This window comes from Sphingomonas arabinosi (assembly GCF_036663715.1).
Taxonomy (GTDB): Bacteria; Pseudomonadota; Alphaproteobacteria; order Sphingomonadales; family Sphingomonadaceae; genus Sphingomonas.
Window position 1 is genome coordinate 455,491 of sequence record NZ_JAXOJN010000002.1, and the last position, 24,186, is coordinate 479,676.

A 24,186-nucleotide genomic window follows, 5' to 3' on the forward strand; every position below is an offset into this window, starting at 1 on the left:
AAACAGAAAAGAACACATCGTTCCTTTCTGCGGCCTAGTTCGACACGTTGCATCTTTTGACTGAACGATTCGGATTGAACATTGCTTTGGATTGTAACGCAAATGAAATCTTCCTTGACCGGGAACTAAACCGCCGTCCTCAATCCACGTCATTACCAGCGGACCTACAGGCCTTGAATTCCGCTCGACCTCCGGCCAATTCTCGGACTGATCCTTTCACTAAGAGACCTGCCTCATCCTATGACCACCGAAACCGCTCCAGCTCCCGACACGTCCGCTCCCGAAACCCACGCCTTCGAGGCCGATGTCGCACGTTTGCTCCACATGATGGTGCATTCGGTTTATTCGGATAAGACCGTATTCTTACGCGAACTGGTCTCGAACGCTGCGGATGCGTGCGAAAAGCTGCGGTACGAGGCGTTGAGCGCGCCCGATCTGCTCGGCGACGAGACCCGGCTGGCGATTGGGATAACGCTTGATCCCGAGGCGCGCACGCTGACGATCGAGGACAACGGCATCGGCATGACCGCCGAGGACATGGGTGAAGCGCTCGGCACGATCGCGCGCTCGGGCACCAAGGCCTTCATGGACCGGATCGCTGCATCCAGCGGCTCAGACGGCGCGCAGCTGATCGGCCAGTTCGGCGTCGGCTTCTATTCCGCGTTCATGGTCGCATCGAAGGTCGACGTGATCTCGCGTCGCGCCGGCGCAGACACCGCTTCGCTCTGGTCGTCGGATGGGCTCGGCACCTACACAATCGCCGATGTCGCCGCCAGCGACGCCCCCACCCGCGGTACCCGCGTCGTACTCCACCTGCTCGAAGACGCAACGACGTACACCGACCGCTTCACCGTTGAGCGCCTGATCAAGGACCAGTCGGGCCACGTCCCCGTGCCGATCACGCTGCGCGAAAAGCCGGATGCCGATCCGGTCGATATCGCCGACGGCGCCGCGTTGTGGACCAAGCCTAAGGCGGATATCTCGGCGGAGGACTATGCCGATTTCTACCGCAGCGTATCCGGGCAGTATGACGAGCCCGCACTGACGCTCCACTACCGGGCGGAAGGACTGCACGAATATTCGGTGCTCGCCTATGTGCCGGGGGCCAAGCCGTTCGACCTGTTCGACCCCGACCGCAACGGTCGCATGAAGCTGTACGTAAAGCGCGTCTTCATCACCGACGACGCCGAAGTCCTGCCGCGCTACCTCCGCTTCATGCGAGGGTTGGTTGATTCGTCGGACCTGCCGCTGAACGTGTCGCGCGAGATGATCCAGGAAAGCCCGATGCTTTCGGCGATCCGCAAGGGGGTGACGGGTCGGGTACTCGCTGAACTCGACAAGCTCGCGACCCGCGATCCCGAGGGCTATGCAAAGATCTGGGAGAATTTCGGCGCGGTCCTGAAGGAAGGTCTGTATGAGGATTTCGAACGTCGCGAAGCGCTGCTGAAGCTCGCACGCTTCAAGACCACGACGTCCGGCGGCGCATGGCGCTCGGTATCTGATTACGTCGGGGCGATGAAGGACAACCAGACCGCGATCTACTACGCGGTCGGCACCGACCTCGACCGCCTCGAAGCCTCGCCGCAACTCGAGGGGTTCCGTGCGCGCGGGATCGAAGTGCTATTGCTGCCGGACTCGGTCGACGGGTTCTGGGTGATGGCGGGCATCGATCACGAAGGCAAGCCGTTCAAGTCGGTCACGCAGGGTGCGGCCGATCTTAGCTTGATCCCACTGGTCGACGGCGCCGAGCAGCCGACCGCCGATGCGACACCCGAGATCGCCGACTTCATCGCGTTCGTGAAGACGACGCTGGCCGACGCCGTCTCGGAGGTCCGTGCCTCCGAGCGTTTGACCGATAGCGCAGTTTGTCTGGTCGCAGCGGACAGTGGCATGGATCGCCAGCTCGAACGTATCCTTGCCATGAGCGGTCAGGCGATGCCTGCGGCCAAGCCGGTGCTGGAAATCAACCCGCGCTCGGCATTGATCGCCAAGCTGGCCGCGCTGGGCGAAGACGAGACCTCGCTCCGAGAGGATGCCGCGCATCTGTTGTTCGACGAGGCCCAAATCGCCGATGGGGAGCGTCCGATCGACGCTCGGGCGTTCTCTGCTCGCTTGACGCGCCTGTTCACGCGCGCGCTGGGCTGAGCGCCTGGACCGCGGTTCTGCAGATTTGCGGAACCGCGGTCCAACGACTACCCCCGCTCCAAAGATCAAGGAGCAGGAAATGTCGTCCATTCTAGACCGCCGCCAGATGCTCACCGGCGGCGCGGCGATTGCCGGTTTGTCTCTCGGCTCGACTACGGCGTTCGCGCAGAGCGACCGGATCGAGAGCCTGATCGCGAAGATGACGCCTGCCGAAAAAGCCGGACAGCTGAGTTGCTTCTCTGATCAGATTCGCCCGATCGGGGTCCCCTTTAACCCCGGCCTTGCCACAGGCGGTGCGGCAGAACAGATTGCGCGGATCAAGACGGGGCGGATCGGCATGCTCTTTAACGGCGTCGGCTATGCTGGGGCCAAGGCCGCGCAGGACGCCGCACTCGCGACCCGCCTTAAGATCCCGCTGATCTTCGCGGGCGACGTCATCCACGGCCTGCGCACCGCCTACCCGCTGCCGATCGCGGAGGCCTGCGCGTTCGATCCCGACCTCGCGGAACGGACCGCTCGTGCCGCTGCGCTCGAGACCACCGCGCTCGGCATCCATTGGACCTTCGCACCGATGGTCGACGTCGCGCGCGACCAGCGCTGGGGCCGCGTCGCCGAAGGGTCGGGGGAAGATCCGTATCTCGGCATTCAGTTGGCGAAAGCGCGCGTCCGGGGTTTCCAGGGCGACGACCTGCGCGACCCGACGCGCATGGCTGCGTGCGCCAAGCATTTCGCGGCCTATGGCGCCGTCTCGGGCGGGCAGGATTACAATTTCACCGAGATTTCGCCCGCCACGCTGCACGAGGTCCATCTCGCGCCGTTCAAGGCCGCGGTCGACGCCGGCGTCGCGACGTTGATGAGCGCGTTCAACGACATCGACGGCGTTCCTTCCAGCGGGAATCACTGGCTGATGACCGATCTCCTGCGCGGCGAATGGCGGTTCCGCGGCATGGTCGTCGGCGACTACACCGCGGACGAGGAACTGATCGCGCATGGCTATGCCAAGGACGGTCGCGACGCCGCGAAGAAGGCGTTCATGGCGGGCATGGACATGGCCATGCAGTCGAACCTGTTCAATCTGTGGCTGCCCGACCTCGTCGAGAAGGGCGAGGTCCCGCTCGCGCGATTGGACGAAGGCGTTCGCCGCGTCCTGCATCTGAAGGACGCGATCGGGCTGTTCGACAACCCCTATCGCTCGATCAGCCAGAAGGCGGAACGCACCAGCGTCTCGACGCCCGCAATGCTCAAGCTCAGCCGCGAGGCCGGCGCGCGTTCGATCGTGTTGCTAAAGAACGATGGCAACCTGTTGCCGTTGAAGAAGAACCCCGGCCGGATCGCGCTGATCGGTCCGTTCGCGGAGGACCGCAAGAACGTCGTCGGCACCTGGGCGTTCATGGCCGACGAGAAACTCAACGTCTCGATCGCGCAAGGCCTGCGCGCGCGTGGGCTGACCGTCACGACGGCGCCGGGGTCGGAGATCGAAGCCCCGCTGCCCGGCGGGATCGCCGCCGCCGTCGCCGCTGCGCAAAGCGCGGACATCGTCCTGCTAGCGGTCGGCGAATCGCAACTCATGTCGGGCGAGGCGCAGTCTCGCAGCGAGATCACCATCCCCGCCCCGCAGATGGCGCTTGCCGAGGCCGTCGCGGCAACGGGCAAACCGGTCGTCGTCCTGCTCCGCCACGGCCGCGCGCTGGCGCTCCACGGCGCGGTCAAGGATGCGCCTGCGATTGTCGCGACGTGGTTCCTCGGGTCCGAGAGTGGCAACGCGATCGCCGACGTGCTGTTCGGCGACGTCAATCCGTCCGCCAAGCTGTCCGCCAGTTTCCCCAACGAAAGCGGCCAGGAACCCTATTTCTACAACCACAAGAACACCGGCCGCCCGGCACCGGATACCGGCAGCCAGGAATACAAGTCGCGCTACCGCGAGACCAAGAACGAGGCGCTTTACCCGTTCGGTCACGGCCTGAGCTATACCAGTTTCGCGGTTTCCAACGTCGTCGTGCCGGCGCGGATGACCGACACGCTCGCCGTCACCGCCACCGTCACCAACACCAACACCGGTGCGCGAGCCGGCGACGAAGTGGTCCAACTCTACATCCACGACCGCGTCGCCAGCCGGACCCGCCCGGTCCGCGAACTGAAGGGCTTCGCGCGCGTCTCGCTGGCGCCCGGCGCATCGAAGCGCGTGACGTTGACCCTGAAGCGCGAAGACCTCCGCTTCTGGGGCGACGGCGATTGGGTCGTAGAGCCGGGGATGTTCGATCTCTGGGTCGCGACCAGTTCGATCGACGGAGAGAAACAAAGCTTCGAACTGGTCTGACGCCTGTGTTGCCGCGAAGGCGGGGATCCAGTCTGGGACCCGTCTTCGCGAGCAAACACCGCTACATCCGCACGACCCGGCTTCCGATCCGCTCGGCCTCCTCGGGGTCGTGGGTGACCATCAGGATCGGCAGGCGCATGACGTCGCGGACATGCTCGATCGCCAGCATGATTTCTTCGCGCCGCGCGCGATCGAGCGACGACAGCGGCTCGTCGAGCAGCAGGAAGCGCGGCCGGCTGAGTAGCGCACGGCCGATCGCCACCCGCTGCGCCTCGCCGCCCGACAGCGTACGGGGCCAGCGCTCGAGGAGATGGCCGATGCCCAGAAAGTCGATGATGTCCTCGAACCGTTCCGCCTCGCCGCGGACGCCGTAGAGCAGGTTCGCGCGGACGCGCATGTGCGGAAACAGCCGTGCCTCCTGAAACACATAGCCGGCGCGACGGCGTTCGGGAGGGACGTCGATCCCGCCGCCGAACAGCGTCTCGCCGTCGATCGCGATCCGCCCGCGATCGGGCCGCAGCAGCCCGGCGACCATGTTCAGGACGCTCGACTTGCCCACCCCCGATGGACCGAACAGCACCGTCGCGCCTTCGCCCGCGTCGAGCGTCAGCGATACCAGAGCATCGCCGAGGCGCTTTTCAATATCGATCTCAAAGGACATGGAGCCCCCGTCCAGCGCGCCGCGTCAACAGTTCCGACGCGATCAGAGCAACCAGCGACAAACCAACGGATACGCACGACAATCGCCAGACCAGCGCGTCCGCCCCCGGCTGTTGCAAAGCCGAGTAGATCGCCAGCGGCAAGGTCTGCGTCTCACCCGGGACATTGGAGACGAACGTGATCGTCGCGCCGAACTCGCCGATCGATCGCGCGAAGCCGAGCACCGCGCCCGCCAGCACGCCGGGAATGCTGAGCGGCAGCGTCAGCGTCCAGAATACGCGCCACGGCCCCGCCCCCAACGTCCGCGCGGCGTTCTCCAGCCGCCGGTCGACCGCCTCGATCGAGATCCGCATCGCCCGCACCATCAATGGCAACGCCATGACCCCCGCCGCGATCGCCGCGCCGGTCCAGCGGAACAGCACGGTGATCCCGAACCAGTCCTGCAGCCAGCCGCCGATCGGCCCATTGGGTCCGAACGCGAGCAGCAGCAGCCATCCGGTCACCACCGGCGGCACCACCAGCGGCAGATGGATCGCCGCATCGACGATTACCTTGCCGGGAAACCGGACGCGCGCGAGCAGCCAGGCCAGCGCGAAAGCGACCGGCAGGGTCACCAGCATCGCCACCCCGCCGACCTTCAGCGACAGCGCGACGATCTCCCATTCGGCCGCATCGAGCATCTAGCGCGCAGAGAATCCGTAGCGCACGAAGATCGCCTTGCCCGCGCGTGAGACTAGGAAGCGCCGGAACGCCTCGGCCTCGGGGTTGGTCGACGTCTTCAGCCGCGCGATCGAATAGGTGATCGCCGGATGCGTATCTTCGGGAAAAACGCCTGCGATCCGGACCTTTGCGGACGCCTTCGCATCGGTTGCGTAGACGATCCCGAGCGGCGCCGCGCCGCGCTCGATCAGCGCCAGCGTCGCGCGGACATTCTCGGCGCGCACGACCTTCGGCGCGACCCGCGTCCAGACGCCGAGCTTCTCCAGCGACGCCTGCCCGTATTTCCCCGCCGGCACCGCGGTATCCGCCATCGCCAGCGGCCCGGCGGTCAGCACGCGGACGAGCGCGGCGGGCGGGCGGACCGGGATGCGGACCGTGCTGCCAGCCGGCGCCGCGACGACGAGCCGGTTGCCAAGGAACGTCACGCGCGTCGAGGCGACGATCAGGTTCTTCTTCGCCAGTGCATTCATCCAGTCCTCGTCGGCCGACACGAACAGGTCGGCGGGCGCGCCGGCCTCGACCTGTCGCGCCAGTGCCGACGATGCGGCGAACGAGATTGTCGGCTTGGCATGGCCCTGTTTCGCCCAAGCATCGGCCGCAGCGGTGAGCGATTCCTGGAGCGACGCGGCGGCAAGCACGAGCGGCGGGCGCCGCTGCGCCTGCGCCGTCAGCGGCGCACCGATCAGCGAAGCGGCCAGAACCAGCCGCAGCGAATGTTTCACCTGTGTGGACTCCTCGAACCCGTCACCACCGCTATAGGGCGCGGCGATCGCCCCGCGCTACCGCGAAACGGACGTACGATCCTGCCCTCGAACTCGTTCCGTCGTGCACGCAACGCCGCTGCAACGGGCGACGCGCGCTACGCGTACGCCGAGGCCACCGACAGCCTCTTAGCATGGCCCTTCCCCTGAGGGCCCGTCGACATTCAGTTTGCCCCGTCCAATCAGTTCGTTTCTTCGTCATGTCGGACTGGTTCCGGCATCTACCGTGCCGCAAAATCGATAGAATTTGGTTTGCGGAACCGTGGACCCCGGAACCAGTCCGGGGTGACGGAAAATTGGTCAAATCTTGCGCGCCAAATTGAATGTCGATCCGGCCTAGTTCGCCGTCACGCGTCCCGTCCGCGCCAGCTTGCCCCAGCCGACCAGCGGCCCGCGCAACGCCTGCGCGATCGCCTTCAGCACGACGTAATACATCACCTGGCGATACCCGATCCGCTGCGGGATCAGCAGCCAGAGCAGCCGCCAGCGCTCCTTGCGCTCCAAGGCGAAGGCGATCGTCGCGGCGAGTAGGTCGATCGCGGTGAAAATCAGCCAATAGGCCAGCATCGTATAGACGTCGTGGCTGGTCTGCTCCCAACCATGCGCCTGCACCGACAGATAGGTCGAGGCGAAACTGACCAGCAGCGCGAGATCGATGATCGGCGAGATCGACGCGAGCACGATCTGGAACACGATCGCCTGCGGCAACCCGACCCAGCCGAGCCCGCGCGGCTGCGACCTGCCGATGGCGGAGCGGTGCTTGTAGAGGCATTGCAACGTCCCGAACGCCCAGCGGAACCGCTGTTTGGCGAGCGCGCGCATCGTCTCCGGTGCCTCCGTCCAGGCGATCGCGAACTGGTCGTATTTCACCGCCCAGCCGTGCCGCTGGATCGCGATCGTCAGATCCTGATCCTCGGCGAGCGTGTCGTCGGGATAGCCGCCGACGCTGCGGATCGCCTCGAGCCGCCACGCGCCGACCGCGCCCGGCACGACCGTCATCGCGTTCAGCCGCGCGAGCGCACGCCGTTCGAGATTCTGCGCGGTGATGTATTCGAGCGCCTGCCATTTGGTGATGAGGTTGACCCGGTTGCCGACCTTGGCGTTGCCTGCGACCGCGCCGAGCTTCGGGTCGTCGAACCACCGCGCAAGCCGGGCGATGGTCATCGGCTCGAACTGCGTATCCGCATCGAGCGCGATCACGATCTCGCCGCGCGCGAGTTCGAGCCCGCGGTTGAGCGCACGCGCCTTGCCGCCATTCTCCAGCGTCAGCAGGCGGACGCGGTCGTCGCCCGCGAACGCTTCGGAAACGACGCGGCTGGTGCCGTCGCTGGAGCCGTCGTCGATCACGATCACCTCGATCGCGACGTCGGCGGAGGCGAGCACGCCCTGCACCGCGCGGACGATCACGCGCTCCTCGTTGAATGCCGGGATCATCACGGTGACGAACCGCGACGGATCGATCGCCGGGAACACGGTCTTCAACTCGCGCCGCGCCTGGATCAGCGCGAGCGCGGAGAGCGCCAACGCGCGCAAGATGCCGATCGTGATCGCGATGCCGAAGATCCAGCGGAGCGCGACGACGATGCCGCCGAGCGTGCTGAACAACGCCAGATCGGCGACGGCGGCGACACGGTCGCTCGACGATATGACCGGCATCGCCGCATCGCGCGACAGGCCCGCAAGCGTCGAGACGGGGACGAAGCTGTAGCCCATCGCGCGCAGTCGATCGATGATGATCGGCAGCGCGGCGACGGTCTCCGCGCGGTTGCCGCCCGCGTCGTGGAGCAGGATGATGTTGCCGCTGCGCTCCGGATTGCCCGCCTCGACGCCGGCGATCGTCCGGTCGATGATCGCCTGCACGCCCGGCCGCTTCCAGTCGTCGGGATCGACGTGCAGGCCGACCGAGATATAGCCGCGCTGCTGCGCCTCGAGCGCGGGCAGGATTTCGTCCGCGGTGCTCGGCTCGGCATCGCCGAAATAGGGTGCGCGGAACAGCCGCAGCGAGCGTCCGGTAAACGCCTGGAACAAGCGCTGCGTCGCGTTGAGTTCGTACTTCACCTGCCGCGTCGACACGTTGGCGAGGTTGGGATGCGTATAGGTGTGGCTGCCGATCTCATGCCCCTCGGCGACCATCCGTTCGAGCAGCGACCGCTGCGTCAACGCATTCTCGCCGATCACGAAGAACGTCGCCGGGGCATGCTCGCGCTTGAGGATGTCGAGGATCTGCGGCGTCCATTCGGGATCGGGACCATCGTCGAAGGTCAGCGCGAGCTGTTTCGGACGATAGCCGGTCCGCACCACGACGTAAGGCGACGGCATCCGCGTGAAGTTCACATCGGCGATCGTGCCGTCCTTGGCCGGCACCGCATCGCGCATGCCGGTGACGGGCTCGGCGGCGATCTTCAGGATCTCGCCATTGCCCTCGATATCGACGTTGGTGCCCGCCGGCATGGCGTCGATCGAATCGGGGACCGGCAGTTTCCGATGATCACGCCCCCAGATCGACCAGAGCCCCGGATCCTCGGAGCCGAGCCGCCACAGCGCGACGCTCCCCAGTCCTGCCTTTTGCAGGAACGCGATCTGGTTGTACGCCGATGCCGCATCGAGCAGCCAGACCTGATGCTGCACGCCGCCTTCCGAATAGGCGAAGCTGCTGTTGCCGCTGGCCTTGTCGAAGGTCGGCACCGTGCCGGAGTCTGCTGCGTTCTGCCACGCTTCCTCGACGTCGAGCGCGTCGCCGTTGCCGCTCTCGGCACCCGCATGCCAGTCGTAAGCGTAGGAGCCGATCGCGACGACCAGCTTCGACGGCGGGATGCCGCGCGCCGCATCGGCGACCATCCGCGCGAACCAGCGTTGCGAGGCGATCGGGCCGGGCGCGCCGCTCGTCTCATGCTCGTCATAGGCCATGAGGAAGATCTTGTCGGTCACCTTGGCGTAGGCGGGCAGGCTCCAATCGGGGTTCGCGACCGGCGCGGCGATCGCGACCACCCAGCCGCGCGGCGCGAAGCGGGCGCGGGTCTCGGCGAGGAACGCGCGGTAGTTGGACTGCGCCGACGCGGGAAGGTCTTCGAAATCGTAGAACACGCCGCCGGCATGGTTCGCGCTGAGGAACGGTACGAGTTTGTCGAGGAACGCCGCGCGTGCCTTCGGATCGGCGAACAGCGCTGCGCTGCCGGCGCCGTCCCAATCCCCGTCGACCGCGTTCTGTACCATCGGCAGGATCACCGGGCGATGCACCGCCTTGTTGAGGATATCGCGCCCGGCCTGATCGCGGAACACGGTGATCTTGTGATCCTTGCCGGTGATCGAGACCCAGCCGGGGATCAGCCAGTCGAGCTGTTCGACGTGCCGAGCGAGGCTGGCCGTGCTCGCCTCGTCCCACGGCACGTGAAAGGCGATTGCGAGCGACGGGTTGGCGCCGTTACCGACACCGGGCTTGGCCGCGCTCGTCCCGAACAGTTGCCGGGCGTAGTAGTTGATGTCGCGCCGCGTCTCGCGAAGGATCCCGCCGCGTGGTGCGGGCAGCTTGTGGAGCGCGGGGTGCTCGGGCTCGATCGGCAGCAGCGGCGCGGTCGGCACCGCGCCGATCGACACCGCGAACACCGCGATCGACAGCAGCAGCAACGCGACGAACGCAGCAACACCAAAGGTAAAGCGCCGACGCCGACGGCCGCTTGTATCGTAGAATACAGGATTGTGCGACATAGGTTAAGTATCAACCGGCGGAGGAAAAACGGCAAATTGCCATTTCAGGCCGCTACAGCGCGTGACACGCGGACGCTTCTGACAAATGCGTCACGCTGGCGTTAGGAATAGTCCGAGAACTCTATGCATCCCCTCCCGCAAGCGGGAGGGGATCGAGGGGTGGGCGCCCGGCCGAACGCGTACTGCGCCTAGTGACAGCACGAGCCCACCTCCAACCCCTCCCGCGTGCGGGAGGGGGGACGAAATCAGCGGAACTTACCGCTGAGTGACACGCCAATGATCCGCGGTTCGTTGAACACCGCCGCCATGTAGTTTTCGATCACACCCTTGAGGTTCTTCTCGCCCGTGATGTTGCGCGCGAACACCGCAAGCTCATACGCATCGTCGGGCGCGGCGTAACCGATCTTCAGGCCACCCTCGAAGTTGCCGTTCGCGGTGAACTCCTTGGTCTTGTACAGCACGAACTGCGTGTAGCCCTGGATGTTGAAGTCGCCCGCGATGAACGCGCGCCCGCCATTGCCGAGCGGGTGGTCGTAGCGCGCGGTGAGGTCGACATTATATTCGGGCGCATTCGGCAACGGCTCGCCGTTGATCTTGACCAGATAGGTCGTACCGAACGCACCAGGCACCGCACGGACCGGCGCCGACGGCGTGCAGACCACGACGTTGTTGAGCGCGCAGATCTGCACCTCGGTCGTCTTGTCGCGGATTGCGCTGTGCAACAGGCTGAGACCCGCACCCAGCGTCAGGTTCGGTACCGGCTTCCAATTGGCCTCGGCTTCCATGCCGTACGCCTCGGCCTTGTTGCCGTTGAACAGGATGCCGTTGCCGTTGACGTCGTTGCCGTTGAGCTGAATGTCGTTGACGCGGTAACCGAACACCGTGGCGTTGAGCGTCAGCGTGTTGTCGAGCAGGCGGGTCTTGATCCCCGTCTCCCAAGACAGAATTGTCTCGGAGTTTGCGGTCGAAAAGTCCGAGTCGAACACCGCCGAACGTCCCTGGATCGTCGGTCCACGGAAACCTTGGGCGACGCGCGAATACAGGCTGATGTCGGGCGTTGCCTGATACAGGATGCTCGCATCCCAGCTCGGCTTGGTCGACTTCAGCGTGACGTCGCGACGGCCGTTGGCCGGATACTGATTGATGCCGCCGGCGGTCTGCACCGTTTTCAGCAACTGCGTACGCTTCTTGTCTTCGGTGATGCGGCCACCGAGGGTAACGGTCAGCTTGTCCATCAGCTCGTAGCTGACCTGACCGAAGCCGGCCCAGGACGTGTTCACGTCGCGCAGGCGCACCCAGTTGTTGGGATTACGCGCCGCGCCTGTCAGGAAGTACGTCCGCTGGTAGAAGTCAGTGATATCGCGGTTGTCGAAATACAGGCCGCCGACCTGCCAGTTGAAGCGGCCACCGGGCGTGCCGGCGACGCGCAACTCCTGCGACCACTGGTCGAGGTCGCGGATCTGGCCCTGCGACTCGCCGAAGCCGTTGGCGACGCCGCGTACGGGGAAGTTCGCGCCTGCACCGCCGTCTGTATCACCACGGCTGAAGCCCGACGTCGTCTCGTACGCGGTGATCGAGGTTAGCGCGGCCGGACCGAAATCGTAGGTCGCGCGGGCCGAGCCGCCATAGGTGTTGTAGCTCTGCGGGTTGTCGTTCCCCTCGTCGAGCGACACGGTGTTGCGCGGCTCGGCCGAAACGTCGTTCGAACCCTTCTTGAGCGCGCCGCGATGGAACAGCGTCGAGGTACCGTCATACCAGCGCGCATGGCCCGACAGGTCCAGCGTGAAGCGCTCGCCCGGGGTCAGGGCGAGCTGCACGCGCACGTTGCGATCGTCGAAGCCGCCCATCGCATCCTTGCGCGGCGTCGCGGTGTTGTCAGCGCTGACGCCGGCAAACCGGTTGTCGATGTAGTTCTCGCGGTGCTGGAGAAGCGTCGACAGGCGAATCGAAAGCAGGTCCTTGATCAGCGGACCACCGACACCGGCATCGAGGCTGACGCTGTTATACGACCCTACCGACGCTGAAGCGCGGCTCTCGAAGTCGTTGGTCGGTTTGTTCGTGTCGAACTTGATGATGCCAGCGGTCGTGTTGCGGCCAAACAGTGAGCCTTGCGGCCCGCGCAGCACTTCGACCTGGCGGACGTCATAGACCGGGTTCGACTTCAGCACGACATGCTCGAGGATCACGTCGTCCTGGATGATCGTGACCGGCTGCGACGCGCCGAGGTAGAAATCGATGTTGCCGAGCCCGCGGATGTAGAAGCGCGGGAAGATGCGGCCGGTCGTCGACTCGACGTACAGTCCGGGGACACGGCCCGACAGCGCGAGCAACGTATCGTCGCCGCCCGCCGTAAAAGTCCGTAAATCAACGCCCGAGACGACGCCGACCGACAGCGGCACCTTCTGGAGGTTCTCGGAACGACGCTCGGCGGTGACGACGATGTCGTCGAGACCTTCGTCTGGAGCGGCCTGCTCCGTGGCGGGAGCAGCCTGCGCGAACACGACCGAACCACCGAACACCGAACCACACGCGACGCCGAGCATCAGCGCCGATTTAACGACCGAAATCTTCAAGATGATATTCCCCAATCGTGCGGTGCCGTCCCTGACGACCGGCCGCACATCCAATATGCAACGCCGCTGTTCGTCGTCGACCGCCCTCCCTGGACGGCACGAAGACGCCTCGCGACGCTCACTCCCCGACCCGGCGGTTAGGTCGGGATTGTGTTGGTATGATGACAGTTGGTGATGGCTTGGTGGGGCGAGCACAGGTTTGCAACATGGTGCGATATTTTTGCCGATAGCGACCGGTAGAGGCGCCATGCTAGCCTCGTCCGATGGACCTGCTGATGCGATTTTGGCTGACCATCCGGCACTCGGGGTGGTTCGAGTCCAGTGCGACCGGCGGCATCTTCCCCTTCGCCTGGCAGGCCTGGGCGATCATGGCTGCGTTTATGGCCGCGATCGCGGCGAGCGTCGTACTGCACGGCGAAGCGGCGTGGCTGACGCGGATTATACTGTGCGTCGGCTACATCGCGTTTGGAATTGCAACGTACGAGTAACTGCGCCGTATTGCGATGCGCCGTTCAAGCACGGCAGGCATTCAGGGTTTGGCTCACGACAGTTCCAAAGCCGCGCGACCACTGCGGACTGGTCTGGTGCTTATTCCATAGAGACAAGAATAGCTTGTTTCCCCGCGAAGGCGAGGATCCAGACTGGGCTCCCGCCTTCACGGGAGAACAAGGAAGAGCGGATGGTCGTTTGAACACGGGCTCAGTCGCGCCGCGGCAAAGCCGCGTCGTCGGACGACACGGCCGAGTACCAGCGCGGCCGGTCGCCGTCCGGCTAGACGCTTGTCCTCGTCCAAGCAAAGCTTGGCCTCAGGCGTCGTCGCCCATCCTGAGCGCGGCAATAAACGCTTCCTGCGGGATACTGACCGAGCCGTATTCGCGCATCTTCAGCTTGCCCTTCTTCTGCTTCTCCAGAAGCTTCTTCTTGCGGCTCGCGTCGCCGCCATAGCATTTGGCGGTCACGTCCTTGCGCATCGCGCTGATCGTCTCGCGCGCGATCACCTTGCCGCCGATCGCCGCCTGGATTGGGATCTTGAACAGGTGGCGTGGGATCAGTTCCTTGAGCCGCTCGACCATCCCGCGGCCGCGGACTTCGGCGGTGCCGCGGTGGACGATCATGCTCAGCGCGTCGACCGGCTCCTCGTTGACGAGAATACCCATCTTCACGAGATCACCCTCGCGGTAGCCGATCTGATGATAATCGAAGCTCGCATAGCCTTTCGACATTGATTTTAGGCGGTCGTAGAAATCAAAGACAACTTCGTTGAGGGGGAGTTCGTAGGTGGCCTGCGCGCGGCCGCCTACATAGGTGAGGTTCTGCTGGATGCCGCGGCGGTCCTGGCAGAGCTTGAGGACGCTGCCGAGATATTCGTCGGGGACGTAGATCGTCGCTTCGATCCACGGCTCGCTGATCGTCGCGATCTTGTTCGGCTCGGGCATGTCGGCGGGGTTGTGCAGCTCGATATGCGTCGTGCCGGACGGATCGGGGTGGGTCAGCTCGATCTCATAGACGACGGAAGGCGCGGTCGTGATCAGGTCGAGATCATATTCGCGCGTCAGCCGCTCCTGGATGATCTCCAGATGCAGCAATCCGAGGAACCCGCAGCGGAAGCCGAAGCCCAGTGCCGCCGACGTTTCCATCTCGAACGAGAAGCTCGCATCGTTCAACCGCAACTTCGAGATGCTCTCGCGCAGCTTCTCGAACTCGGCAGCATCGACCGGGAACATCCCGCAGAACACCACCGGCTGGACTTCCTTGAAGCCCGCGAGGGCCTCCAGCGCAGGGCGCTTCGCATCGGTGATCGTGTCGCCGACGCGGGTCTGTGCGACCTCTTTGATCTGCGCGGTGATGAAGCCCATCTCGCCGGTGCCGAGCTCGGTCAACTGCTCGATCTTCGGCCGGAAACAGCCGACCCGGTCGACCAGATGCATCGTGCCGGTCTGCATGAACTTGATCTGCTGGCCCTTCTTCAGGACCCCGTCGATCACCCGCACCAGGATGACGACGCCGAGATACGGGTCGTACCAGCTGTCGACCAGCATCGCCTTCAACGGCGCCTCCGGGTCGCCGCTGGGCGGCGGGATCTTGGTGACGATCGCCTCCAGGATCTCGACGATGCCGATCCCCGACTTGGCCGACGCGAGCACCGCCTCGGATGCGTCAATGCCGATCACGTCCTCGATCTCTTTCCGGACCTTCTCGGGCTCGGCGGCAGGCAGATCGATCTTGTTGATGACCGGCACGATCTCGTGGTCGTGCTCGATCGACTGGTAGACGTTGGCGAGCGTCTGCGCCTCGACGCCCTGCGCGGCATCGACCACCAGCAGCGCACCTTCGCACGCGGCGAGGCTGCGGCTCACCTCATAGGCGAAATCGACATGGCCCGGCGTGTCCATCAGGTTGAGGACGTAATCGAGGCCGTCCTTCGCGTGATACGCAAGCCGCACGGTCTGCGCCTTGATCGTGATCCCGCGTTCCTTCTCGATGTCCATGTTGTCGAGCACCTGCTCGGACATTTCGCGCGCGGTAAGGCCGCCAGTTTCCTGGATCAGCCGGTCGGCGAGCGTCGACTTGCCATGGTCGATATGGGCGATGATGGAAAAATTGCGGATGCGGTCGAGCGGAGTCATGGCGCGCTCCTAGCAGCGACGCCGCGTGCGCGATAGATCGCCGCAACACTCAACATGCTCCCCCATATTTGTCTTGAACGTTCGGGATGTCGCGGCTAGGGGGCTCACCGGCAATGTTGTCGGGGCGTGGCGCAGTCTGGTAGCGCACTGGTCTCGGGGTCCAGGGGTCGTAGGTTCGAATCCTATCGCCCCGACCATTGCCAATTTTACGGGGTGAGTTTGCCCCTACCCCGAACCCAAACTCTTCTCGATGTCGCGAGCGTTGTACCCCTAGGGGTCCGCCTGCCGCCCGAAGGCGTCCGGCAGTTCAGAACGCGTTGGCGATCCGCTTCTGCATCGATCGAACCGGGCTCGCATCCGGTTCCGGCATATCCTGTGCCTCGTCCATCAGAGCCACACGCCGATGCAGGTCCGTACTGGCGCCGATCATCTCGCGCGCACGCGCCGGCAGCATCGCGAGCAGGGCAGCGTCGGTAACGGGAGCATCCCCCAGGCGTCGCGCGGGATCGAGCGCGTCGCGCGGAAGCAATTCACCGGATTCGATGGCGCGCTGCGTCAGCAACCAAGCGACGACATGCATCAGCCGCGTCGTGACCTTAAGGGATTCGCAACTGAAGCTGACGCGGATCAACGGGTCGAGCGCCTCGCGCTCGACCCGGCCGGCTTCGTCGAAATAGGTCCGCGCCTCATCCGCCAATATCATCGCTTCGCTATACAGCGCGTCGAACACGTGGCGCTGCATCCGCGATTCATATCTGGGGTGGGTCATCTTCCGGGCAGATGCCACACCGCCTCGACGCCATCCAGAGAGGTTAACGACCGGCTAACCATCACATGTCCCAAAATGCGCCAGTATGCGTGCGCTCCAGTTTAGAGCGCTGCAATCAGGCGATAATATCCGGGATGAGCAAGTCCTCGAGCGATGCGATCTCATCACGAAGCCGCAATTTACGCTTCTTCAGCCGTGCCATCTGCAATTGGTCGGGCGTCGACGCCAGTGCGAGGGCGGCGATCGCATCGTCGAGATCGCGATGCTCTATCCGCATCGAGTCAAGTCGAACTCTGGTCTGCGCGTCGTCCACTCGTCCCCCGATGGCTGCCGTCGTGTGACGGGTCCTTAGCAAACACAGCGCACGGCGCGAGCACGAAACCGCCGCTGGCCTGCGGGCACGTCGAAAACATGTTACGCGGCCCCCGCCCCCCAGTCGACGGACACCCCGAGGGACAGCCCGAGGGACAGCCCTGGGGGGACGGCCGTCGTTCGATCAGTCCGTCGCGGCAAATCGCTCGGACAATCGATTTGGTCCGTTTCCGATGAAGACATTTCGATGACGGAGTGGTTTACTTCGCTCCCCAACCCGAATGCAGGAGGCAACCCACCGTGCAGACGACTCATCAGACAGCCCTGGAAACCAAGCATGCCGTGCTGGATCAGCGGATAGCCGACGAAACGCATCGTCCGCTACCCGACGCGAACCTGTTGGCGAGCCTGAAGAAGCAGAAGCTGCGACTGAAGGAAGAGATCGTCAGCCTGTAACGGTCGCGATACCGCTCCCCGGGTCGATCCGGGGAGCGACTTGCCCTGCTATCGCGGTTTCGGATTACGCAACGCGTACGCGGTGTCGGATGCCTTTGCGATAGGGGGCGGTGCGATAGGAGGCTGCGCCGAGGGTTTGGCCCCGCTGGATGACTTACGCACCCGGAGCGGGTCGATCGGCGAATCGAGCGATATGCCCATCCGACCCTCGGTACACCACGCTACGCTTCCGGCGACGTCGCCGATCCCGCGCAACGTTACCGTGACCGGCGTACCGACATCGACGACCTTGGCGAGCTCCGCCATCAGCCCCGTTTCCGAGAGATTGCGGACCCTCGCGTCGCTCGGAGTCGCCTCGTCGCCGATCCGCACCTGCGCGACCAGCAACAGGCTGTCGCGATCACGCTGTCGCCGGTTGCCGTTACCGTCGGCCGACCCCGTGTCCACGCTCATGCCGCGACCGATTTTACCATGATCGAACACAGCATGCTTTTTCTTCCTCGTCGGCGCGCGCTCAATCCTCGCGCGACACCTTTTCGTTACGCTCGTGCCGCTCCTGCGCTTCGACCGTCATCGTGGCGATCGGACGCGCTTCGAGCCGCGCAAGGCTAATAGGCTCACCGGTGACTTCGCAATAGCCATATTCACCTTCGTCGATACGACGAATCGCGGCTTCGATCTTCGAGACGAGCTTGCGCTGACGATCGCGCGTCCGCAGTTCGATCGACCAGTCGGTTTCGCTCGATGCGCGATCGGTGAGATCCGCCTCGCGCAGCGAATCCACCTGCAACTGGGAAAGCGTCTCCTGCGACTCCCGAAGGATCGATTCCTTCCACTCCTGAAGCTTGCGACGAAAATAGGCCTGCTGCTTCAAGCTCATGAACGGCTCGTCCGCATCCGGACGATAGCCGTCTTCACCGCTGTCGTTGGCGGCCTCTCGATTGGAATTCCCGGTGTCGTCCATACGATTCATTACGGTCGCCATACCACTCTCCCTCTGGCCCCGTCGCATCAGCCTCGCTGATTTCCAGGGACCGCCCCCAAATGGTGAAAGCGCCTATAGTCTCACGTGTCGGCGACCACAAGCGACAGGACTTACACATTCGACCCGCAAACCGACATTATGTTGCGAGCGGCGGACCGTGCGTGTCGCCGCAGCAATCGACGCATATTGGGCGAAGCCCGGTGCAGTGGGGACTCGGCCTGTCCCAGTGCGGTACGTTAAGGATGCCGCTTCCGAATCCACATGAGCGGATCGAGCGGGAGCATCGTGATATCGTCGACGTCGAGCGGCGGATCCACCTCCACCGGCGGGTCTTCGACCAGCAGCGGTGGATCCTCGACCAGCACGGGCGGCGCGACCGTTTCCAGCGCCTCGTCGACCGGCGGATCGAGCGGCGACGTGTCCTCCTCGACCGGCAGCGGATCGAGTGCGAGCAGCGCCAGTTCCGGTGGGAGCACGAGGTCGAGCGGCGGTCCGCCAGCACCCGTTCCCGCGCCGCCGATGGTGTTGCTGTTCGGCGCGGCAGCGGCAGCACTGGTGGCACGCAAGCGCTTCGCCAAGCCGAAGGGCGTCGCCGCTTAAACGCCCGAATACCGCAGAGAAAAGGCCCCGCCGGATATGCTCCGACGGGGCCTTTTTCGTATCTGAGGTTCAGGCGTTCTGGAGCGCCTTCTCGATGTCCTTGATCGGATGTCCGGTCAGGTCCTTGTCGAGTTCGCCCTTGAGGCGGCTGCTGACTTCCTTGTGGTAATGCTTGCGCAATTCACCAAGCGTCTTCGGCGGTGCGACGACGATCAGCGAGTCATACTTGTTCTTCAGCGCACCCATCTTCAGAAAGTCTGCTGCGTCCGCAGCGAAGCGATCTTCCTCGATCTGGTGGAAATCGGTCGGCTCGACCGAACTCTGCACACCACCCTGCGGAGACGAGGCGCGGCCTGCGGAATCGGTCGCCTGGTCGCGGGTGGCTGGATTGTCCTGCTCCTGCGCCTTTTCGACGACGAAATTGGGAAATTCATTGTCTCCCTCGTTGCGCAGGAACAGCATTTTCCGGCCGTCCGCGACGAGCACGACGGAGTTGTGGGGAAGCTGCATGCGGGTCTCTCCTTTTCGCTATGCGTACACGGGGTTAACGCGCCCAGTACCGGGGAGGTTGCGCTGCCTTGCGTACGCCCCCGGCGGTCGGCATAGCCCAGCCATGCACGACATACGCCTGATCCGCGACGATCCCGCCGCCTTCGACGCCGCCCTCGCCAAGCGGGGTGTCGCACCGCAGTCCGCCTCGCTCGTGACGCTCGATGAGCAGCGCCGAGCCACGATCGCGGAGTCGCAGACCGCGCAGACGCGGCGCAACGAACTGTCGAAGGCGATCGGCCAGGCGAAGGCACAGAAGGACGAGGCCAAGGCACAGGCGCTGATGGCCGAGGTCGCGAGCCTGAAGGAGGCTCTGCCGCAGCTGGAAGCGGAGGAAGCGCGACTGAGTGGTGAACTCGGCGATATGCTGGCGGCTATCCCCAACCTGCCAGCGGCAGGCGTGCCGGAAGGCGGCGGCGAGGACGATAACGCGCTCGTCCACACGCGCGGCACACCGACGATTTTTGCTTTCGCTGCCCGCGAGCACGACGCGATCGGTCCGGCGATCGGCCTCGATTTCGAGACCGGCGCGGCGATGTCGGGCGCGCGCTTCACGCTGGTCCGTGGCCCTGCCGCCAAGCTGCAACGCGCGCTCGGCCAGTTCATGCTCGATCACGTTGCGGACGCCGGCTTCGAACAGGTTTCGCCACCGCTGCTGGTGCGTGACGAAGCCGTGTTCGGCACAGGCCAGTTGCCCAAATTCTCCGAGGACCTGTTCCGCACCACCGATGGTCGCTGGCTGATCCCGACCGCGGAGGTGAGCCTCACCAACATCGTTCGCGAACAGATCCTGAGCGAGCGCGAACTGCCGTTGCGCTTCACCGCGCTGACGCCGTGCTTCCGCTCCGAGGCAGGTGCTGCGGGGCGCGATACGCGGGGCTATATCCGCCAGCATCAGTTCGACAAGGTCGAGATGGTCTCGATCGTGACGCCCGACATGTCCGAGGCCGAGCATGAGCGGATGACGGCGTGTGCGGAGGGGGTGCTCGATGCGTTGCAGCTGCCGTTCAGGCGGATGCTCCTATGCACGGGCGATATGGGCTTCACCGCGGGACGCACCTACGATCTCGAAGTCTGGCTGCCGGGCCAGGCGCGCTATCGCGAGATCAGCAGCGTCTCGACCTGCACCGATTTCCAGGCGCGGCGGATGAACGCGCGCTATCGGCCCGAGGGCGAGAAGGGCACGCGGTTCGTCCACACGCTCAACGGCTCCGCGCTCGCGGTCGGTCGGGCGCTGGTCGCGGTGCTGGAAAATTACCAGCAGGAGGATGGCTCGGTTGCGGTGCCGGCGGTGCTCCAGCCGTATCTCGGCGGGCTGACCATGCTGGAGCCGAAGCGCTGATGCGAATCCTGCTGACCAACGACGACGGCTATTACGCCCCTGGCCTCAAGGTGTTGGAGGCGATTGCCAAGACGCTGTCGGACGACGTCTGGGTGGTGGCGCCGGCGGAGGAACAGTCGGGCGCGGGGCATTCGCTGACGCTGTCGCGCCCGTTGCGCGTCCGTAAGCACGGCGAGAAGCGCTACGCGGTCGCGGGCACGCCGACCGATGCGGTGATGATGGCGCTGGCCAAGATCATGAAGGATTGCCAGCCCGACCTGATCCTGTCGGGGGTCAACCGGGGCGCGAACCTTGCCGAGGACGTGACCTATTCGGGCACCGTTTCGGCAGCGATGGAGGGCGCGCTGGGCGGCATCCGGTCGATCGCGCTGAGCCAGATCTACAGCCGCGAGGGGATGGGCGACAGCGTGCCGTTCGAGGCCGCGGCGGCCTGGGGCGAGCGCGTGCTGCGGCCGCTGGTCGATGCGCCGCTCGCCCCAAGGACGCTGGTCAACATCAACTTCCCCGCTTGTCCCGCCGACGCGGTGAAGGGCGTGCGGGTCGTCGGCCAGGGCCTGCGCGACTATGGGCGGTTGCAGATCGTCAGTAACACCGATCCGCGCGGGTACGAATATCACTGGTTCGCGCTCGGCCGGACGGTCGAGACGCCGGCGCACGCGACCGATCTCGAAGCGACGGCGGCGGGATATGTGTCGGTCACGCCGTTGCACCTCGACCTGACGCATTTCGAATCGATGGACATGTTGACGCAGGCCTATCGTTGATGCGGCGTGCGGGCGTCCTGGTCTCACTGGCGACGCTCGCGCTGACCGCGTGCATCCCGAAGGTCGATCGTCCCGCCGGCTACGGCAACGCATCGCACCGCCCGTACCGCGATCCCCCGCCCCACCGCGACGATCCGCCGCGCCCTCGTGAGGATACGCCGCGGGAGAATAGCCCTCGCGACGACCACCCGGTGCAGGACATTCCCGGACGTGATACCGGCGAGGTCACCACCCTGCCCGCCCCGCGCCCCGCTTGGGAAGCGCGGCCGGTCAGCGCGGATGCGAAGACGATTCCGGACACCACCTACATCGTCCGGCCCGGCGATACGTTGAGCCGCGTGGTCGATCGCAGCGGCGCGAGCCTCGAAGCGATCGCGCGCGCGAACGACCTCGAGCCGCCTTATACGATCCGCGCCGGCCAGCGGTTGCAGATCCCCGGCGGCCGCTATCACCAGGTCCGCCGCGGCGAGACCGGCATTGCGATCGCCCGCGCCTACGGCGTAGAATGGTCGCGGATCGTCGCCGTCAACGCACTCGTCGAACCGTACGTGCTGCGCGCCGACCAGCGCATCCAGATTCCCGGCGAAGCGAGCGGCGGCACCGCCAGCGCCTCCGAGCGCGCGCGGGCGTTCACGCTCGACATCGACGACATCCTGACCGGTGGCGAACCCGCGCTCGCGAGCAACCAGGCGCCTGCGAGACCGATTGCGACGCCGCGCCGCGTACTCCCGTCGAACGCCGTCGTGACCGCGCCGGCCCGTCTGGCGAGCGGCGGGTTCCTGTGGCCGGTCGACGGCAAGGTCGTGAAACGCTTCGGCCACGGCGCGAGCGGCGAGCGCAACGACGGCATCAAGATCGCGGTGCCGGTCTCGACCCCGATCCATGCGGCGGCGGACGGCGTAGTCGCCTATGTCGGCGACGGCATCGCCGCGCTTGGCGGGCTGGTGATCATCAAGCATGGCGGTGGCTGGACGAGCGTCTATGGCCACGCATCGAAGCTGCTCGTTCAGCGCGGCCAGAGCGTGAAACGCGGGCAGACCGTGGCGTTGTCCGGGGATACCGGGTTTGCGGATCGGCCGGAGTTGCACTTCGAACTCCGAAAAGGGCGCACGCCTGTGGATCCCACGTCGCAACTGCCGCGCGCGTGAATCTCCCCTCCCGCTTGCGGGAGGGGTCGGGGGAGGGCATGGGGGCCGGTAAGCCCCTCCCCTAACCCCTCCCGCAAGCGGAAGGGGAATGAGACGCACCATGACCTACCAGTCCGACCTGCTCACCACGCTGACCTCGCGCGGCTATGTTCACCAGATGACCGACGCGACCGCGCTCGACGCGCTCGCCGGCAAACAGGTCGTGCCCGGCTATATCGGCTTCGACCCGACCGCGCCCTCGCTCCACGTCGGCAGCCTCGTCCAGATCATGCTGCTTCGTCGGCTCCAGCAGACCGGGCACAAGCCGATCGTGCTCATGGGCGGCGGCACCGGCAAGATCGGCGACCCCAGCTTCAAGGACGAGGCGCGCAAACTGCTCGGCGAGGACGGGATCAAGGCCAACGTCGCCTCGATCCGGCGCATCTTCGAACGCTTCCTGACCTTCGGTGACGGGCCCACGGACGCCGTGATGCTCGACAACGCCGAGTGGCTCGACGCGCTCGAATACATCCCGTTCCTGCGCGATGTCGGCCAGCATTTCTCGGTCAACCGGATGCTTGCGTTCGACTCGGTCAAGCTCCGCCTCGACCGCGAACAGTCGCTGAGCTTCCTCGAATTCAACTACATGATCCTCCAGGCCTACGACTTCCTGGAACTGTCGCGCCGCGCCGAGTGCCGGTTGCAGATGGGCGGATCGGACCAGTGGGGTAACATCGTCAACGGCATCGAACTCGCGCGCCGGATGGATTCCACCGAGGTCTACGGCGTCACCACGCCGCTGATCACGACCGCGGACGGCGGCAAGATGGGCAAGACGATGTCGGGCGCGGTCTGGCTGCACGAGGACCAGTTGCCGCACTTCGACTACTGGCAGTTCTGGCGCAACACCGACGACCGCGATGTCGGCCGCTTCCTGAAGCTGTTCACCGACCTCCCGCTCGACGAGATCGCACGCCTCGAAGCGCTCGAAGGCGCGGAGATAAACGCCGCCAAGATCGTCCTCGCCAACGAGGCAACCGCGATGTGCCGCGGGCGCGCTGCCGCCGAACAGGCTGCCGAGACTGCGCGGAAGACGTTCGAGGAGGGCGCTTCGGGCGACTCGCTGCCGAGCTACGCCGTTGCCGGTGGCGCGATCGGTGTCGTCGAGGCGCTGGTCGGGCTGGGCTTCGTCGCCTCCAACGGCGAGGCCCGCCGGAAGATCGCCGAGGGCGCGGTGCGGGTTGACGGCGAACCGGTGCGCGAGCCAACTGCGAGCATCGACGTCGCGTCACCTGTCCGGCTCAGCCTCGGCAAGAAACGCCATGGGATGCTAACCCCCTCGTAAGAGCCGCAGTCTCGTTTCGAAGAACGCCGCGTTAAGCATCACCGGTCGTATCGGGTTGACGCCAGATCGCGTAAACAGGCGGGATGATTATTCCAGGGGAACGATCGATGCCACGCTACGCAACGGCCGTTCGCGATGCGCGCGGCGAGCCCCGCGACGAGGTGATGCACCGGACGCATGCGCTCGACCGCGACGATCGCACGGTGAAGCTGGTGCTGGTCAACATGTCTGCCAACGGCCTCATGGCACGCTGCGACGGCGATCCGGTAGCGGGTGAACGATTGCGGATCCGCCTGCCGATCCTGGGCTATGTCGACGCGGTGGTACGGTGGTCGCTCGGCGGACGGATCGGCTGCGAGCTTGAGCGGACGATACCGCTGGCCGAATATTACACGATGCTCACGGTGATGGTCCGCGCCAGCTGACGAC

The 24,186-nt window shown here is 65.2% G+C and carries 21 protein-coding genes and 1 tRNA gene; 10 read left to right on the forward strand and 12 right to left on the reverse strand.

Features of this window, described 5'->3' with window-relative positions; all coding sequences use genetic code 11:
• Positions 1-240: 240 nt before the first annotated feature.
• Both htpG and U1708_RS04990 read left to right on the forward strand, forming a co-directional pair.
• Positions 241-2,145, forward strand: coding sequence for a molecular chaperone HtpG (gene htpG, locus U1708_RS04985; RefSeq protein ID WP_332743329.1), 1,905 nt, complete (start codon positions 241-243; stop codon positions 2,143-2,145).
• Positions 2,146-2,224: 79 nt separating this feature from the next.
• On the forward strand, positions 2,225-4,462 hold the full coding sequence (locus tag U1708_RS04990) for a glycoside hydrolase family 3 N-terminal domain-containing protein (RefSeq protein WP_332743331.1): 2,238 nt from the start codon (positions 2,225-2,227) through the stop codon (positions 4,460-4,462).
• Between the two features lie 61 nt (positions 4,463-4,523).
• Here the strand turns inward: U1708_RS04990 and U1708_RS04995 are convergent, their stop codons facing one another.
• The 5 genes from U1708_RS04995 to U1708_RS05015 all read right to left on the reverse strand — a co-directional run bounded on the left by U1708_RS04995 (position 4,524) and on the right by U1708_RS05015 (position 12,851).
• Complete coding sequence (locus U1708_RS04995; protein WP_332743333.1) at positions 4,524-5,123, reverse strand: ATP-binding cassette domain-containing protein; 600 nt, start codon at positions 5,121-5,123, stop codon at positions 4,524-4,526.
• On the reverse strand, positions 5,113-5,802 hold the full coding sequence (gene modB / locus U1708_RS05000; protein ID WP_332743334.1) for a molybdate ABC transporter permease subunit: 690 nt from the start codon (positions 5,800-5,802) through the stop codon (positions 5,113-5,115). Before modB ends, U1708_RS04995 begins: the two co-directional genes overlap by 11 nt.
• Positions 5,803-6,564: a molybdate ABC transporter substrate-binding protein gene (gene modA / locus U1708_RS05005; RefSeq protein ID WP_332743335.1), complete on the reverse strand. Its 762-nt coding sequence runs from the start codon at positions 6,562-6,564 to the stop codon at positions 5,803-5,805. It abuts the gene before it with no gap.
• 375 nt (positions 6,565-6,939) lie between these two features.
• Positions 6,940-10,308, reverse strand: a complete 3,369-nt coding sequence (locus tag U1708_RS05010) for a polysaccharide deacetylase family protein (protein WP_332743337.1) — start codon at positions 10,306-10,308, stop codon at positions 6,940-6,942.
• A gap of 245 nt (positions 10,309-10,553) precedes the next feature.
• Complete coding sequence (locus tag U1708_RS05015; RefSeq protein WP_332743588.1) at positions 10,554-12,851, reverse strand: TonB-dependent receptor; 2,298 nt, start codon at positions 12,849-12,851, stop codon at positions 10,554-10,556.
• A 293-nt stretch (positions 12,852-13,144) separates the two neighbouring features.
• On the opposite strand from U1708_RS05015, the gene U1708_RS05020 reads away from it, so the two are divergent.
• Positions 13,145-13,369, forward strand: coding sequence for a hypothetical protein (locus U1708_RS05020; RefSeq protein WP_332743339.1), 225 nt, complete (start codon positions 13,145-13,147; stop codon positions 13,367-13,369).
• 318 nt (positions 13,370-13,687) lie between these two features.
• Here the strand turns inward: U1708_RS05020 and lepA are convergent, their stop codons facing one another.
• Positions 13,688-15,508, reverse strand: a complete 1,821-nt coding sequence (lepA, locus tag U1708_RS05025; protein ID WP_332743341.1) for a translation elongation factor 4 — start codon at positions 15,506-15,508, stop codon at positions 13,688-13,690.
• Between the two features lie 120 nt (positions 15,509-15,628).
• Here lepA and U1708_RS05030 point away from each other — a divergent pair.
• A tRNA-Pro gene (locus tag U1708_RS05030) sits at positions 15,629-15,705 on the forward strand.
• Between the two features lie 110 nt (positions 15,706-15,815).
• Here U1708_RS05030 and U1708_RS05035 read toward each other — a convergent pair.
• Entirely contained in the window at positions 15,816-16,277 is a 462-nt protein-coding gene (locus U1708_RS05035; protein WP_332743343.1) for a DUF1465 family protein, read from the reverse strand.
• A gap of 115 nt (positions 16,278-16,392) precedes the next feature.
• Positions 16,393-16,554: a DUF465 domain-containing protein gene (locus tag U1708_RS05040; protein ID WP_274705245.1), complete on the reverse strand. Its 162-nt coding sequence runs from the start codon at positions 16,552-16,554 to the stop codon at positions 16,393-16,395.
• A gap of 335 nt (positions 16,555-16,889) precedes the next feature.
• On the opposite strand from U1708_RS05040, the gene U1708_RS05045 reads away from it, so the two are divergent.
• Positions 16,890-17,045, forward strand: a complete 156-nt coding sequence (locus U1708_RS05045) for a YdcH family protein (protein ID WP_176499386.1) — start codon at positions 16,890-16,892, stop codon at positions 17,043-17,045.
• A gap of 48 nt (positions 17,046-17,093) precedes the next feature.
• Here U1708_RS05045 and U1708_RS05050 read toward each other — a convergent pair whose 3' ends face one another.
• From U1708_RS05050 to U1708_RS05065, 4 genes are all read right to left on the reverse strand, one after another.
• Positions 17,094-17,498 (reverse strand): PilZ domain-containing protein, encoded by a 405-nt coding sequence (locus U1708_RS05050; protein WP_332743346.1) that lies wholly within the window; start codon positions 17,496-17,498, stop codon positions 17,094-17,096.
• Positions 17,499-17,559: 61 nt separating this feature from the next.
• Positions 17,560-18,030, reverse strand: a complete 471-nt coding sequence (gene dksA / locus U1708_RS05055; protein ID WP_332743348.1) for an RNA polymerase-binding protein DksA — start codon at positions 18,028-18,030, stop codon at positions 17,560-17,562.
• Between the two features lie 236 nt (positions 18,031-18,266).
• Complete coding sequence (locus tag U1708_RS05060; RefSeq protein WP_332743350.1) at positions 18,267-18,596, reverse strand: hypothetical protein; 330 nt, start codon at positions 18,594-18,596, stop codon at positions 18,267-18,269.
• Positions 18,597-18,699: 103 nt separating this feature from the next.
• A complete protein-coding gene (locus U1708_RS05065; RefSeq protein WP_332743352.1) occupies positions 18,700-19,140 on the reverse strand; it encodes a host attachment family protein in 441 nt (146 codons plus the stop codon).
• A gap of 103 nt (positions 19,141-19,243) precedes the next feature.
• Between U1708_RS05065 and serS the strand changes: the two genes are divergently transcribed.
• The 5 genes from serS (at position 19,244) to U1708_RS05090 (ending at position 24,182) form a co-directional block, all read left to right on the forward strand.
• Positions 19,244-20,521 carry a serine--tRNA ligase gene (gene serS / locus U1708_RS05070; RefSeq protein WP_332743354.1) on the forward strand — a complete coding sequence of 426 codons (1,278 nt, stop codon included), beginning with the start codon at positions 19,244-19,246 and terminating at the stop codon, positions 20,519-20,521.
• Positions 20,521-21,285 carry a 5'/3'-nucleotidase SurE gene (surE, locus tag U1708_RS05075; protein ID WP_307085507.1) on the forward strand — a complete coding sequence of 255 codons (765 nt, stop codon included), beginning with the start codon at positions 20,521-20,523 and terminating at the stop codon, positions 21,283-21,285. Before serS ends, surE begins: the two co-directional genes overlap by 1 nt.
• Positions 21,285-22,433 (forward strand): peptidoglycan DD-metalloendopeptidase family protein, encoded by a 1,149-nt coding sequence (locus U1708_RS05080; RefSeq protein WP_332743360.1) that lies wholly within the window; start codon positions 21,285-21,287, stop codon positions 22,431-22,433. Before surE ends, U1708_RS05080 begins: the two co-directional genes overlap by 1 nt.
• Positions 22,434-22,533: 100 nt before the next feature.
• The gene (gene tyrS / locus U1708_RS05085; RefSeq protein WP_332743361.1) at positions 22,534-23,757 is read left to right on the forward strand and encodes a tyrosine--tRNA ligase; all 1,224 of its coding nucleotides are present in this window, start codon (positions 22,534-22,536) and stop codon (positions 23,755-23,757) included.
• Between the two features lie 107 nt (positions 23,758-23,864).
• Positions 23,865-24,182: a PilZ domain-containing protein gene (locus U1708_RS05090; protein WP_332743363.1), complete on the forward strand. Its 318-nt coding sequence runs from the start codon at positions 23,865-23,867 to the stop codon at positions 24,180-24,182.
• Positions 24,183-24,186 lie beyond the last annotated feature (4 nt).

What these genes read in the sequence shown, in the direction of transcription:
- htpG (WP_332743329.1), top strand. Translation starts at nt 241, where the DNA reads ATGACCACCGAAACCGCTCCAGCTCCCGACACGTCCGCTCCCGAAACC.
- U1708_RS04990 (WP_332743331.1), top strand. Translation starts at nt 2,225, where the DNA reads ATGTCGTCCATTCTAGACCGCCGCCAGATGCTCACCGGCGGCGCGGCG.
- U1708_RS04995 (WP_332743333.1), bottom strand. Translation starts at nt 5,123, where the DNA reads ATGTCCTTTGAGATCGATATTGAAAAGCGCCTCGGCGATGCTCTGGTA.
- modB (WP_332743334.1), bottom strand. Translation starts at nt 5,802, where the DNA reads ATGCTCGATGCGGCCGAATGGGAGATCGTCGCGCTGTCGCTGAAGGTC.
- U1708_RS05010 (WP_332743337.1), bottom strand. Translation starts at nt 10,308, where the DNA reads ATGTCGCACAATCCTGTATTCTACGATACAAGCGGCCGTCGGCGTCGG.
- U1708_RS05015 (WP_332743588.1), bottom strand. Translation starts at nt 12,851, where the DNA reads ATGCTCGGCGTCGCGTGTGGTTCGGTGTTCGGTGGTTCGGTCGTGTTC.
- U1708_RS05020 (WP_332743339.1), top strand. Translation starts at nt 13,145, where the DNA reads ATGGACCTGCTGATGCGATTTTGGCTGACCATCCGGCACTCGGGGTGG.
- lepA (WP_332743341.1), bottom strand. Translation starts at nt 15,508, where the DNA reads ATGACTCCGCTCGACCGCATCCGCAATTTTTCCATCATCGCCCATATC.
- U1708_RS05035 (WP_332743343.1), bottom strand. Translation starts at nt 16,277, where the DNA reads ATGACCCACCCCAGATATGAATCGCGGATGCAGCGCCACGTGTTCGAC.
- U1708_RS05040 (WP_274705245.1), bottom strand. Translation starts at nt 16,554, where the DNA reads ATGCGGATAGAGCATCGCGATCTCGACGATGCGATCGCCGCCCTCGCA.
- U1708_RS05050 (WP_332743346.1), bottom strand. Translation starts at nt 17,498, where the DNA reads ATGAGCGTGGACACGGGGTCGGCCGACGGTAACGGCAACCGGCGACAG.
- dksA (WP_332743348.1), bottom strand. Translation starts at nt 18,030, where the DNA reads ATGGCGACCGTAATGAATCGTATGGACGACACCGGGAATTCCAATCGA.
- U1708_RS05065 (WP_332743352.1), bottom strand. Translation starts at nt 19,140, where the DNA reads ATGCAGCTTCCCCACAACTCCGTCGTGCTCGTCGCGGACGGCCGGAAA.
- serS (WP_332743354.1), top strand. Translation starts at nt 19,244, where the DNA reads ATGCACGACATACGCCTGATCCGCGACGATCCCGCCGCCTTCGACGCC.
- surE (WP_307085507.1), top strand. Translation starts at nt 20,521, where the DNA reads ATGCGAATCCTGCTGACCAACGACGACGGCTATTACGCCCCTGGCCTC.
- U1708_RS05080 (WP_332743360.1), top strand. Translation starts at nt 21,285, where the DNA reads ATGCGGCGTGCGGGCGTCCTGGTCTCACTGGCGACGCTCGCGCTGACC.
- tyrS (WP_332743361.1), top strand. Translation starts at nt 22,534, where the DNA reads ATGACCTACCAGTCCGACCTGCTCACCACGCTGACCTCGCGCGGCTAT.
- U1708_RS05090 (WP_332743363.1), top strand. Translation starts at nt 23,865, where the DNA reads ATGCCACGCTACGCAACGGCCGTTCGCGATGCGCGCGGCGAGCCCCGC.